Source organism: Paenibacillus sp. IHB B 3084 (assembly GCF_001447315.1).
Taxonomy (GTDB): domain Bacteria; phylum Bacillota; class Bacilli; order Paenibacillales; family Paenibacillaceae; genus Paenibacillus.
This window is the reverse complement of record NZ_CP013203.1, coordinates 5254628-5267955: the sequence shown is the minus strand read 5'-3', so window position 1 is coordinate 5267955 and position 13328 is coordinate 5254628. Positions and strand designations below refer to the sequence as shown.

The window sequence follows — 13328 nt, the reverse complement described above, 5'->3', positions numbered from 1 at the left end:
GGTACCAAAATGCCACTGCATTTCACCGAAGGTCAGCGTGTTACTGTTCCAACAGGGGTTTCCTTATTTCCCAAGGAGCTGCCCACGCCTCCCCGAAGCTGGGTAGAACGCGTCTATAATATTACGTACTGGGAGAAAGCGAATAAAGGCGGTCATTTCGCCGCTATGGAAAATCCTAAATTGTTTGCCGACCATCTAAATCATTTTTTTCATTCATTAAGCATCTGATAGTCTCTATCCTTGAGAGGGTTATGAGCAACCAGTACAATTGGTTACCGTCTTCAGAATGCAACTCTTCAGGTGCTTTTTTACCAGACATATATTTATCCCTTAAAAGGGAAATGACACAAAGTTGGCCCTTAAACCTAGTCTCAGAGACGATTGCTGATACGATGGCATATACAAAAACCAAATTTCAATTTTGCGCCTCTGAAGTCTCTAGATCAGCACTCATTTCAGGAAGTACACCAGCAGGCAGTAATTCAGTGACAAGAACAGAGAATGAAATCGTGGATAAGGCGAGTAAACTACCAAGTGGCAGCTTTTCTTCTTTTCAATGGAATACGGATGCATCGGACACAGTACATGGCATTATTTAGTCGCTAATCTTTTGGGTTATATGTACTAAAAAACTTCCATGTTATGCAACTCCCTTAATTTGTATGTTCACAAAAAAATGAGAAGGTTACCTAATTTAGAGATTTGAATAGGCAGAAAATTATTCACAATAGGCGACTTATCAAAATTTGTCCGACTAATGATTTTGGTGATTATATAAATAGGTAGCCACATTGAAGAATAATTTTTGTGAGGAATTTTAGCCTTTTATCCGGGGACCAATGAAAAGCCTGAACTGCTTACAGGAAGCCAATCTATGGAATAAAGTGTGTTTAACCGGATGTGGGATACAATGAAAACTTATTTCAATAAATGAAAAAAAGGTTCAGCGTCTCCATGTGGAAACGCTGAGCCTTTTTAATTTAGTACACGGTGAAGGTACCCTGACTTGTTTGCTACAAATTGCATAGGTGAAAGCGTGGAGTAGTAATTCATTTCGAATCCCAAATTGCGTAAACCTCCGATAAATGCAAATTTAGTGCAATACTGATTGAAGGGACTGGTGGACATTTAAAATAAGTCAATATATTCACGCTTTACCAGTATAGTCAATATCAAGATCCTATTTTCAATCACAGGGTAAATCGGCCCAACTTCTCTAGATTCATATAGAGATAACTTTGAATTAGGGGGCACTTTGAAGACAGATAGCCTCTTTGTACAGTCAGAAAACAATGCACCAAACCTCTCCTTGGAAGAAATCAACCTTACCCTCGTTACTATTGTGAATCATTTAAAAGATAGGCGATATATGATACTAAGTTTTCAACAAAGACATAAAATAAGATATCTGTTTTTGTTTGATTGAGCGAAGTACTAAGAGTAATTTGTGGTAAAACGACCATTTTGTCTACAAGATCTTTGTATTTACTATTTCTATTCATGGTAATCAGAAGGACCTTTCCCTTGAAACTTTCTCTTTGAGAAAGAAACTGTCCTAAAACAGATGTGTTTCCTCTCATAGAAAATAAAATGAGTAGGTCATCAGTCTGAGCATAATTGAATACATCATTTAATTCTGATGAATGAATGGATGATATATACAATCCAAGTTTTCTTAACTTGGTTTCGAGAAACTTTCCAGGAACAAAGCTTTCCATAATACCCGAAACAAAAAGATGTTTAGAGGAAAGAATATAATTAGAAAGATTGATCATCAATTCTTTAGTTAGTACTTGTTCCGATAAAGTAATTAAATCCTTATAATATTGAAACATTGAGGATACTTGGTTTTCAGCTTGTATAGGATTATTTTCATCATTACATAACGATACATGGTGTATTTAAAGTCAGAGTATTTTTGAAACCAACTTTTTTACAAAATCGAGTAATGGTGGGCTGAGAAACTCCACACCATTCTGCTAATCCTACAATCCCACTTCTAGCTACAAAAGAGGGGTCTTAAATGCGATCGTTAATTTTTACGTTTTATCAGGAGAACACAATGAGCATATTAAGATAATTGATTTGATTCGATGGAAATTGAATTTTTAGATATTGAAGTAATAGACTCGACAGATCCATTAGGCAACGATGACGATGATGAGCAAGGAAATGAACCTGATCATGAAGAAGATATTGATTTTGAACAGCAGGAGGAGGAACACCGAAGGTATTTGGATGAACAAGCTGCTAGAGAAGAGTATGTAAGTGAAGATGAATATAATAGAGCTGACGAAGAGTATGAGCGACATAAGGAAGCTCAAGCTTTCTGGCAAGAACGTCATTATGACGATGACTATGAGAAGTAACGTGAGTAACTTTAAGTTTGTTTATATCCGGTATATTCAAGCGGCAGACTAGATGTCTACCTTGTTGACATCAATAATCAGTCAGAAGAACATATGCTCCTGCTGACAAAGAGATGGCAGAGCATGAGGGCGTGACCGAACAGCTCGAGGCTCAGGAACAAATGTTGTGGGTACAGCAAATGAACAGCATCTACGTACGAGCAACAGATATCATAAATCATAACTTAATATACTCATAAGAATATGGCAGCAAGAGTGTTGCTCTTGCCGCCTGGATAAAAACACGAGCCTGAGGATGTTTATCATAGTCCTTAAAGGTATTACCTTTAACTTTCTAGACTATTAGTCAAAATACGGATTTTGTGTAATAGTCTTAGAAAAACCGCATAGTGCCGCGGGTTTATCGATCCATGTTATTTACTGCATTACGCATCTCTTCATCAGTTAGGTGTGTGTATATCATTGTCGTTTGTATCGACGAATGTCCTAACTGATTCTTTAACCTGGGTACATCGTTATTCTCCAGATGATATCGTGTTGCAAAGGAGTGTCTGAGAGAATGCACTGTTAACGAAGGCTTTCCAAAGGCTGTTGCATACTTTTCAACGAGTTTCTCGATTGATCGTTGTGTCAAACGCCGGCTTTTTCCTTTACGGCCTACAGGAGCTGCTATGAACAAATAGTTCTCGTTTTTTTCAGGCACATATTTTGTTTCTCTGATCTGAAGATAACTTTCTAAATCCATTAACGCCTGCCTGCTAAAGTAAACATATTGTTCTTTATCACCTTTGCGTATCACTCGGACTAAAGCTTTATTCATATCTAAGTCATCCGTATTAATCCCTGCAACTTCGGATAATCTAAGCCCCGAACCCAATATCAACGAAACAATTGCGGTGTCACGTTCACGGTTAAATTGATGAAACGAAAAGATCCGTTTATTGTCTTTATGCTTTTCGCCAAAATCATGGGCTACAAATTGTCTGAACAATTCAAAATCGTCTTCTCTTAGAATTTTTCCTTCAATGCGATTTGCGATAGTTTCCTGGCTTTCTTTTATAGTATTCAAGTCCATCTTGGCCATAACATTTCGTTGAATATAAGGCTTTAGATCGCGGGTTTCAGCCTTATTTTGCAGATAATCGAACAAAGATTTTAGTGAGGACAATTTTCGATTAATTGTAAGCCTTTGTTTCCCAACTGATAATCCAGGAATGACATAAAGTTTTCCGCCTCACGAATGGTTAATCGTTCTAATGTTTCTAAATGTATTTCTTTACGAGTTGATGAAGTTATATTCTCAACGATAAGCCAATCAAAAAAGATAATGTAATCATGGCAATAATTAAGAAGTGTGGTTGGAGATAACTTTCGTTTCTTACTATCGATAAATTCTGTAACGTACCAAGGTAAATCAGATAGTTTATCATCAATTCGTTGCATATAGTGCATTTTCATTTGTTTATCCATATATGTACATACCTCCGTGTTTTCAATATATCTGATTTACATTTATTCGTCAAATTATTATTTTACGTAATTATTATATCCCAATAAACAACCCTTTTAAATGCCCCATTAAATAACGACACAAAAATTATTATTGCGGACGACAAGAACTTGGGCCGATTACCGCTCCCCAATATTGCTGCGCAATTACATTATAGCCGCCTTTTTTAGCCTCGATTTCAATAATCCTTCCGATTTCGTTCAATTTTACTCCATGCTTAAGTGAAGAGATTACATTTCCGCCTTGAGCTGGCCCACCGGCCTCGTTCCCCGAAGGACAGAAGGAAGCAGAGGCCAAGCACGACTGCGGCAGAAACGTATGGATAATTGATGTTCACGTCAAACAGCGCCCCGGCTACGATCGGGCCTGCGATATTTCCAAGGCTGGTATATGCTGAGTTCAGGCCTGCGACGAAGCCCTGCTGGTCCTGGGCCAGCTTCGACATATTCGTGCTGACGGCTGGGCGCAAAATATCCATGCTTAGAAATACGATGAAAGTCACGACGAAAATGAGCCAATACGTGTGGACGAACAACGTCAACAAGATGAACAACGCAACGAAGAATAGGCATACCGAGATAACCTTCTTCTCACCAAAGCGGTTCAACAGCCAGCCGATCAAGGAAACCTGCACAACCGCGCCCGCAATGGAGCCAAACGTAATGATAAATGCAATATCCCGGGTTGTAAAACCAAATTTGTGATCGACGAACAACGAGAACACTGTTTCATAATTAGCAAGTCCGAAGGCCATGACAAAAACGATGATCAGGCTGAAGAAATACGGCTCACGGTAGGAGCGGAGCAATTGGGTAACCAGCCCCGGGCCTTTCGCTCTCGCCGCGCCCGCTGCAGCGATAACGTCCTGCTGTCCGGTTAGGCGAGTAGACTCCGGCAATATGATTAGCGTGATGATGGCTGCAAGCAATCCGGCAATACCCGCCGCATAGAATGGTACCCGGATGCCGTATTCGGCGATATATCCGCCGATTCCCGGTCCGATAATGAATCCGGTCGTAATGGCGGCATTAATAAGTCCCATGCCCTTGCCGCGCTCCTCTTCGGACGTAATGTCGGCCGTATACGCCATCACCGCTGGGAAGATCATCGCCGCGCCGATACCCCCAAGCATTCGAGCCGCAAACAGCAGGACAGGTGCATTTACGGCGCCGAACATAAATTCAGATACGGCGAAAAATAGCATACCGATGACAATTATCTTTTTCCGTCCCCACGCATCGGACCATCGGCCCGCGATCGGTGAGAACAGGAACTGGGTGAACGAGAACGCCGCCACCAGCAGGCCTACCGTCGTGCCTGTAATGTGCAACAAATCCATGTAGGCCGGCATAATAGGTACTACCAAGCCGATGCCCGTAAATACTAGAAAAATATTAAACATCAACAGCAGCAATGCGCCCCTGTTACGTATTAGCAATGCCATGATTACTTCCTCCATGTTTCTTCAAAATACGTCTTGTTTACCGGCAACCATCCCTCAGGCTTGAGCTTACTTTACCCCTCGAGAGATGCCGTGCAGGAACACGTCAGCCGCCTGGCGATAGAGCGTAAGCGCCTCCTCCGGCTCCAGCTCGCGTGACAGCTGGCTCAGACCGATAATAGTGCTTTCCAGTATAATGGCGAGCCGAGCCGCGTGATCCGCCTTGAATTCCCCGTTTTCGATTCCTTGCTGTACCAGTTGCCGGTTAAATTGGATGTGATGCTTCAGAATTTGGTCGATCCGTTCCTCAATATCGTTTTCCTTCTTCTCCCCTGTAAAAAACTCATCCGCCGCTTTCGTTAGCGGGTGATTCATATCGTCCAACACAAGCTGTTCCATTAGCCCGTATATTTTTTCGGTGCAGGTTTGGTACAAATGCTCATTGGATGCCCAGCTCTCTTCCCATTCCCGATTCCATTCATCAATCAGATAGAGGAAGAGCCCCTCTTTGCTTTTGAAATGATAATAGATGTTGCCCTTGCTGCTGCCCGTTGCCGCCACGATGTCCTCGATCGAGGTTGCCTTGTATCCCTTCTGGGCAAACAGCGCTTTGGAAGCCTCGGCAAGCCTGCGTTTGGTTTGCTCGGTTTGAAGCTGCTTTTTGTTCATTCCATCCACTTCTCTTTCATGAATACTGAACGTTCATTCTGTATTTTATCATTAGATGCCTAAAGAAGTAAACTAAAAAGTAGAAAAGCTATTCCTTCCTTTTCTCTCCACATGCATCCATACATCAAGCATCTAATTAAATTTATAGACCAAATACTCTTTTGAAACGGACAGGTATCTTCAATATACCTGGTTCTGGTTATCCGTCTATCTAAAATTGACCCCCCTATAAAAATTTTAAGCCAATTGCGGACTATCCCTGTTTTTTGGACAAGAATAAAATTCAATAATTGTTTATTTGAAAATTCATTCTGATTAATTTAGACATTGCTGGAATCCCTAGAGCCAGTTGAACAGTGGACACGAAAAAGAGACGTATCTGGAGCTGTGCTCCATTCGGATCAAGGCTTCCAGTATACGTCTCAAGCGTACAACACACGACTTGAAGAATTCAGCGTCAAGGGCAGTCACTCTCGCAAAGCTACCTGTCTGGATAACGCCTGCATTGAATCTTTCTTTTCGCATCTCAAAACTGAGAAGTCGTACCCCCACCAGTGTAAGTCAGAAGCAGAAATTCAACAAGCGGAGGAGGAGTATATCTATTTTTACAACTACCAGCGATTTCAAGCCAAACTCAGCCAACGCGCCGGTTGAATACCAGCACGCGTTGGCTGCTTAGTCTTTTTTACTTGTGTACTTGACAGGGCAAACACACCATGGCGACTTTTTATGAGTGCATGTTTGTCCGTTGAAGCAAAACCGGATACATTCCTTTATATGAAGGAAAACTGGAACCTATTATTGATGCAATCCCTACTCTTCTAGGTAGTAACACTGGAGAGGAGGCGACACTAAATGGGTAACGTTGGAATCGCTCTGGGCGGCGAGAAAGCCTTTTCTGCCCTGCTTGGTTTATCCTGTGTATAATCGGGTTTGCTGTTATCAGTATCAACCATGCTAGCTTCGGATTCTGCATCAGGCTGACATTAAGCATCCAACGTATACAAGGGTAGGTTTTCCGGCAAAGCCGCCGGGCGCATGCATGTGCTCTGCATCGGATAGAACGTCTGCTCATCGGAGGAATCATGGAACGCCCACATCGCCTCCAGCACATGGTAGGCCAGTTCACCGCTGGCGCGGTGAGGCCGTCCGCTGCGGACAGCGTAGGCCATATCGGCAACACCGATGCCCCGAGTGTTCTCCTGGTAGCCCGGCAGCAGCGGGACCTCTGTCCACTTCTGCTCACCCAGCAGCCTGTAGCGAACCGGCCCTCCGAACGTGTTCGGGTCAGGCACCTGCAGCGTGCCATGAGTACCATATACCTCGATCGGTGGCAGAGTGCTTCCACCAAAGATGTCAAAGCTGGTAATCAACGTGCCGACAGCCCCCTGCTCGAAGCGCAGCAATCCGGATACATGGGTCGGAATGTCAACCGGGATGGTCTGGCCTCTCTTTTTCTCGCTCGTAATCGTTCGCTGGTCCATCGCCTTGCTTGTCATGCCGGAGATGGTGGCAATCGGACCCAACAATTGCACCAGAGCCGTCAAATAATAGGGCCCCATATCAAACATTGGGCCGCCGCCGATCGCATAATAAAATTCAGGATCGGGATGCCAATGTTCATGTCCACGGCTCATCATAAAGGCCGTAGCTGCTACCGGACTGCCAATGACCCCGTCCTCAATCAGCTTCAATGACGTCTGTATGCCGGAGCCGAAGAAGGTCTCCGGTGCGCAGCCGACAAGCAGTCCCTTTTGATGAGCAAGCTCCAAGACAGCCTGGCCCTGCTCACGGGTGACCGCAAGTGGCTTCTCCACATAAACATGCTTGCCTGCCTCAAGGGCTCTGAGACATATGTCGGCGTGAACGGCGGGAATGGTCAAATTAATGATAAGTTCGATCTCTGGGTCAGCCAGAATCTCATCTACCGAATATACGTTCGGAACGTTGTATGCTGCAGCCTGCTCCTCTGCCCGGCCTTGGTCCAGATCCGCTACTGCGGACAGCTCCAGAATGTCGAAGCGATAGCAATTTTCCATATAAATTCCGCTGATTTTACCACATCCGATAATGCCTATTTTCATTTTGTTCATGCCTGGACTCCCTTCACCTTCAAGAATAAATGGATTATGGCATTTCCTTCTGCATTCGATACCATTCTGTCGTCTAAATGGGGCTTGTGAACAAGCACCACTTCATTGAATTTCATTCAGATTGCTCAATTCAGGAAATTAACAAATCACCAATATATCAATCTAAAGAGAACCCGCAATTCGATGTCAATCAGGACATCATTGCACGAGTATATACGACTTAACGAGCTTATGCGTCCGTCTTGTCGTTGCCTTTCTGCACTCAGTCTCTTTCCAACCACGAGGTTACAGGTCATCAAAATCTCTGCCAGAGGCTCTGCCGCTTCATCCTGTCCACGCTACCGCTGCTGGCTATCTGCCATGCCCGTATAAGCCTCTCCAAGGGAGCTACACCGGGCGGCCGCCGCCTGTTTGCCTCCCGCAGCCCACAGGAATCCGCTGCGCATCATCTCGGTCACTTGAGGCATATCTATGATATCCGCGTGATGTCCCAGCGAATTGTAGAAGACGCGGCCGTTCCCCCAGCGCTTCGTCCATACAATGGGCATATCCACCGGCCCATTGGCCGAATGCGGTCCCGGTATGACCGGGAAGCGTGTGGTTGCCAGCACTTCAACCGCCGGGTCAACGTGGAGGTAGTACTGCTCGCTTTTGATCTGAAAATCCTCAATATGCTCCAGCAGCGGGCTGGAGCCGCGCTTCATGTTCACCATATACTCCACCCCGTCATTGCCGGGATGTGCAACCCATTGCCCGCCTGTCATGAACTGCCAGTCCACATTGTTCCGGAAGGCATCACACATGCCGCCATGGCAGCCTGTCAGACCAACGCCGCTTTGAACCGCTGCTGAGACATGATTGACCAGTTCCTGCTCAATCTGTCCCATGGTCCACAGCGGAACGATCAGGTCCAGGCCAAGCAGTTTCTCCGCATCCTGATAGGCTTCAAGGGTATTAGACACCTCCACCTCGAACCGCTCTTCCTTCAGAATGCGTTCAAAAATGGTTGCCGCCTGCTCCGGCTCATGTCCGTCCCATCCGCCCCATACAATCAGTGCCTTGCTCATCTGTAATCCACTCACCTTTCGGAATGTGATGTTATATTACATTTCTTCAATGGATACCCAGCGGCGTTCCTCTATGGATCGTTCCACCGCTTCAAGCACGGCCTGACAAGCGACCCCATCGTGGAAGTTCGGCACAGGCTGCCGTCCCCCGGAGATGGCACTCACCAGCTCAAGCATCTCGTGTGTGAAGGTATGCTCGAATCCGATCGTATGTCCCGCAGGCCACCAGGCCTCAGAGTACTTGTGTGCCGGATCGGTGGCGAGCACGCGGCGGAAGCCCTGAACGTCCTCCTCATCTTGCGTGAAATATACTTCCAGTTCGTTCATCCGTTCAAAGTCAAACCGCACACTGCCCAGACTACCGTTGATCTCGAATGAATTGGTGCTCCGGTGTCCGGCCGCAAACCGTGTGGCCTCGAAGCTGCCCAGCGCACCTCCGGCGAATCGTGCCAGAAACAGCGTGGCATCATCGACCGTCACTTCTCCCATCGGCGCATTCGTCCCGGCGCTGCCCTTGGCGCTCAATCCGGTCATCTCCGAAGCCAGCGGGCGCTGCTTGATGAACGTCTCGCTCATACCGACCACTTCATGGAACTCGCCGACCAAGAACCGGGCGAGATCAATCAGATGGGCGCCAAGATCACCATGAGAGCCAGAACCAGCCACTTCCTTTTGCAGACGCCACACCAGCGGGAAGGACGGGTCCATGATCCAGTCCTGAAGGAAAAAGGCACGGAAATGATAGATTTTGCCCAGGCGACCGCTCTCGACTAGCTGCTTCGTCAGCTGGACAGCCGGAGAAAAGCGGTAGTTGAAGCCGATCATATGTCTGACACCTGCTTCCTCTGCTGCCTGCAGCATGTCACGGGAATCCGCCAGCGAAAGTGCAAGCGGTTTCTCACAGAACAGATGCTTCCCATGGAGGGCAGCCTCAACGACAATTTCCTTATGGGCATTACTCGGGGCGTTGATGTCAATGAGATCAATATCGTTACGTTTCACCAGATCACGCCAATCGGTAACACTCTCGGTCCAGCCGAACTGGCGGGCAGCTGCCTGAACTGCCTGTTCGTTGCGTCCACAGATGACGGACATCTCCGGCTGCAGCGGGGCATCTGGGAAGAACATGGGTAGACTACGGTAAGCGTTGCTGTGAGCCTTGCCCATAAATTTGTAGCCAACCATTCCGATACGAAGACGATTAGACATGTCGTTATCCTCCTTATGGGTCTGAGTTCCAACAGATTGTTGACGAATGCGGTTATTGACGAATGGAAGACCCCCTGATAATCAGCTCCGTGGACAGAAGCTGTCTTATCGAGGCGCAACCGGTCAGTTCCAGGGCTGGAATGAGGTCCAGAGAATCCGGTATAAGCTTCGAGGCCGCAAGCTCCCCCATCTCATAAAAAGGAACGCGGACACTGCTTAGCGGCGGAACGGCCATCTCGGCCGCATCCGAATCGTCATAGCCCACAAACGCCGGGAACTGGTCAACTCCCAATCCGCGCTCGCGCAGACCCTGCATCACCCCGATGGCCATCCGGTCGTTCGCTGCAAATACCGCATCAATATCATTCAGCCTGCCTGCGATTGTAGCCGACGCTTCGAGCCCGCTTCGACGACTGTAATTACCCTGCAGAAGCAGCTCGTGATCATATTCAATACGGGCCTCCTGAAGCGCGGTGTGGTACCCCTTCAATCGTTCAGTACTGTTGGAATAGATATCCGGGCCGTTGAGAAAGGCAATCCGCTTGTACCCCTGCTCAATGAGGTGACTTACAGCCGCCCGGCTTCCCTCCACATGGTCTGCATCCACTTCACAGAACGACTGTCCTTCAAAATGATGATTCATGACGCAGAACGGACGCCCTTCTTCCTGAAGTCTCTTCAGAGCTTCCAACTCATCGTGGTCATCCCTGGCTCCCAGGATGATACAGCTATCGACCTTTTGCTGCCGGAAAAGACCGCTGTAATCCATCCCTTCCCCCGGCTTTCGGAACAATAGTAGCAGATCGAGCCCGCTGTCCCTGGCCTTACTTCCAATGCCGCTCAGCATCTCGGAGAAAAAATAGGCTGAGAACAGGTGCGCCTTCGGTACATAAGGCATAACCACACCAAGATGGCCGCTCTTGCTTCGGGCAAAGTTGCGGGCCAGCGCACTGGGAACATATCCAAGCTGATTGGCGGCGTCGAGGACCCTTCTCCGCGTATCTTCTTTGATGGGACCAGCCGCGTTCAGTACCCGAGACACCGTCGCTTCAGACACGCCGGCGAGTTCTGCTACTTCCTTGCGCGAAACGATATTGCCCACCTCCGATCATTTTATGTACGCGCGTACATTTTCTCATGCAGCCATACCTCTGTCAATCCCAAACAGCGTGCCCCATAGACAGACAAGCTTTTTCCTCTCTTGAGAGGACATGTGTTATGTCATCTCTCGTTATTCGTTAATCATTCTAGAAGCTGTCGCCTAACGGATGAACACTTAATGGATTCAGTTACTCTATTGGCTGTAACTTGTTTGATAACGATTGTTGAATGCTTAAAAGAGTTGGACCTAGACGACTTCAGCAGATTTTTGAACTATCGTTTTCCGTTAGCGAACGTTACTTTATAGAATTTTCCCTGTTTGTTCTATGGTTTAAGCCATGAAACGTCATATCCCATCTTACTAATAATCTCGAGTCCGTCTTGGAAATTTATAATGTTTTCTCCAGTCCATCCATTTTCTAATCCGTATAAGATGAAATCTTAAATAGTTTTTGGATGATGAAAAATATAACACTAAGATCTTGTTCAAGACGTGAAATTATGTAGCATGTTTAATCCCTGCCGACTATATGTGGGGCAGATAGAAAAATTAAGAAAATAATCCCCTTTGCCCTCGATTTGAGGAAAAAGGGGGTTGAGTCTAATCATTATTTCATTTGATTCCAGAACCTATGAGAAACTTTAAGATTCAATGTTTTTCAAAGGTTCTCAAAATATAAGATCCTATTAAAAATCTGTCTTAGGCGAGTCGAAAAATAGAGCTGATTTAAATAGTTCTTCGAATCACGCTTTTAGTTGCAGCCGCCTCAAAAATTGTCTCAATCAGCACCAGGACACGATGCACTTCTTCACTCTTGATCGCAAGCTCCGCTTTTCCTTCGATGGTGGAGACAAAATTTTCGTAAAAGCTTTCCGCTGCAACAGGTATTTTTTCAATCGGGAACTTAAGGGTGGATTCCTCAGACGGCGGCGCCATCGTTTTTGTCAATCCTTGACCTGCTTGAATTGGTTTTGGTTCCACATGAGCAACATCCGGATTCCGGGTAACGATCTCTCCGCTCAAGTCCCAATCCCTGATCACTGCGGTTCCTTCGGTTCCTTTAATATACCAACGCGGCAGTTTTACGTAATTGGTTGTGCCCACTTCAATAACTGCTGTCAGGCCGTCCTTGAACTCAATAAAGCTGGTAAAGCCGTCATCCACTTCAGTTCCCAAAATATAGCTGAGGGTAGCAGTTACGCTTTCGATTTGGCTGTCCGTAATCTGAAGCAGCTGGTCCAACAGATGGACTCCCCAATCCAGCAGCATTCCTCCACCGTACGCCTTCAGTTGCCGCCAGTCACCTGGAATGCCGTTAGCCCCCTGAACCCGCGATTCTAGCTGGAAAAGCTCGCCCACGGTCTTCTTGCCAATCATATCTTTGATAATCCGAAAGTCTTCATCCCATCGTCGGTTCTGATGTACCGTAAACAAGCGGTTTTCTTTCTTCGCTACCTCGACAATATCCAAGAAATCCGCGCTCGTTATCGTAACCGGCTTTTCGCAAATCACATGTTTTCCAGCTTGCAGTGCCTGAATCGCGATTTCTTTATGAACATCATTAGGCGTTGCTATCAAAACAATATCGACGGCCTGATCGGCGAGAACGGCATCCAGACTGGCGTAGGTTTTATAGCCAGCAGCCGCAGCGAGTTCCATCCGGTAATCAACAATATCATATACACCACCAACAGCAAGCTGCTGAATAGGTTCGATCAATTGAACATGGTAGCTTCCCATGCCTCCATAACCGATAATGACTACATTATATATCCGATTATCCATTTTCATTTTCCTTTCACTCCTGATTTAAGCGCACCACATAAAAAGCGGTTGCTCACGGATCAAAATCGATTGCAGATGGGTTA

At 46.2% G+C, this 13328-nt stretch carries 12 protein-coding genes and 2 pseudogenes; 4 read left to right on the top strand and 10 right to left on the bottom strand.

All coding sequences use genetic code 11. The annotated features are described in order from the left end of the window. Positions 1-9: 9 nt before the first annotated feature. Complete coding sequence (locus ASL14_RS28540; protein ID WP_223264121.1) at positions 10-228, top strand: hypothetical protein; 219 nt, start codon at positions 10-12, stop codon at positions 226-228. A 1109-nt stretch (positions 229-1337) separates the two neighbouring features. On the opposite strand, the gene ASL14_RS24640 is transcribed toward ASL14_RS28540, so the two are convergent. Together ASL14_RS24640 and ASL14_RS29705 are read right to left on the bottom strand one after the other, a co-directional pair. Then, a complete protein-coding gene (locus ASL14_RS24640) occupies positions 1338-1835 on the bottom strand; it encodes an SIS domain-containing protein (RefSeq protein ID WP_134914072.1) in 498 nt (165 codons plus the stop codon). Positions 1836-1878: 43 nt separating this feature from the next. Continuing rightward, positions 1879-2001: pseudogene (locus ASL14_RS29705) on the bottom strand (hypothetical protein); the annotation flags it as partial. Positions 2002-2093: 92 nt separating this feature from the next. Between ASL14_RS29705 and ASL14_RS24630 the strand changes: the two are divergent. Then, on the top strand, positions 2094-2369 hold the full coding sequence (locus ASL14_RS24630) for a hypothetical protein (protein WP_134914071.1): 276 nt from the start codon (positions 2094-2096) through the stop codon (positions 2367-2369). A gap of 113 nt (positions 2370-2482) precedes the next feature. Next, positions 2483-2608, top strand: a complete 126-nt coding sequence (locus ASL14_RS29700; protein WP_134914069.1) for a TnpV protein — start codon at positions 2483-2485, stop codon at positions 2606-2608. Between the two features lie 161 nt (positions 2609-2769). On the opposite strand, the pseudogene xerS reads toward ASL14_RS29700, so the two are convergent. The 3 genes and pseudogenes from xerS to ASL14_RS24605 all read right to left on the bottom strand — a co-directional run bounded on the left by xerS (position 2770) and on the right by ASL14_RS24605 (position 5989). Beyond that, a pseudogene (gene xerS / locus ASL14_RS24620) lies at positions 2770-3839 on the bottom strand (tyrosine recombinase XerS). Positions 3840-4096: 257 nt separating this feature from the next. Then, positions 4097-5323 carry an MFS transporter gene (locus tag ASL14_RS24610; protein WP_134914067.1) on the bottom strand — a complete coding sequence of 409 codons (1227 nt, stop codon included), beginning with the start codon at positions 5321-5323 and terminating at the stop codon, positions 4097-4099. A 66-nt stretch (positions 5324-5389) separates the two neighbouring features. After that, a complete protein-coding gene (locus ASL14_RS24605) occupies positions 5390-5989 on the bottom strand; it encodes a TetR/AcrR family transcriptional regulator (protein WP_134914065.1) in 600 nt (199 codons plus the stop codon). Positions 5990-6376: 387 nt separating this feature from the next. On the opposite strand from ASL14_RS24605, the gene ASL14_RS29695 reads away from it, so the two are divergent. Further along, complete coding sequence (locus ASL14_RS29695; RefSeq protein WP_223264391.1) at positions 6377-6643, top strand: IS3 family transposase; 267 nt, start codon at positions 6377-6379, stop codon at positions 6641-6643. A gap of 332 nt (positions 6644-6975) precedes the next feature. Here the strand turns inward: ASL14_RS29695 and ASL14_RS24595 are convergent, their stop codons facing one another. The 5 genes from ASL14_RS24595 to ASL14_RS24575 all read right to left on the bottom strand — a co-directional run bounded on the left by ASL14_RS24595 (position 6976) and on the right by ASL14_RS24575 (position 13251). Further along, a complete protein-coding gene (locus ASL14_RS24595; protein ID WP_134914062.1) occupies positions 6976-8082 on the bottom strand; it encodes a Gfo/Idh/MocA family protein in 1107 nt (368 codons plus the stop codon). 338 nt (positions 8083-8420) lie between these two features. After that, entirely contained in the window at positions 8421-9149 is a 729-nt protein-coding gene (locus ASL14_RS24590; protein ID WP_134914060.1) for a ThuA domain-containing protein, read from the bottom strand. A gap of 36 nt (positions 9150-9185) precedes the next feature. Further along, positions 9186-10358 (bottom strand): Gfo/Idh/MocA family protein, encoded by a 1173-nt coding sequence (locus ASL14_RS24585; RefSeq protein WP_134914058.1) that lies wholly within the window; start codon positions 10356-10358, stop codon positions 9186-9188. Between the two features lie 52 nt (positions 10359-10410). Continuing rightward, positions 10411-11460, bottom strand: a complete 1050-nt coding sequence (locus tag ASL14_RS24580) for a LacI family DNA-binding transcriptional regulator (RefSeq protein WP_134914056.1) — start codon at positions 11458-11460, stop codon at positions 10411-10413. A 726-nt stretch (positions 11461-12186) separates the two neighbouring features. Beyond that, positions 12187-13251, bottom strand: a complete 1065-nt coding sequence (locus tag ASL14_RS24575) for a Gfo/Idh/MocA family protein (protein WP_134914054.1) — start codon at positions 13249-13251, stop codon at positions 12187-12189. Between the last annotated feature and the right edge of the window lie 77 nt (positions 13252-13328).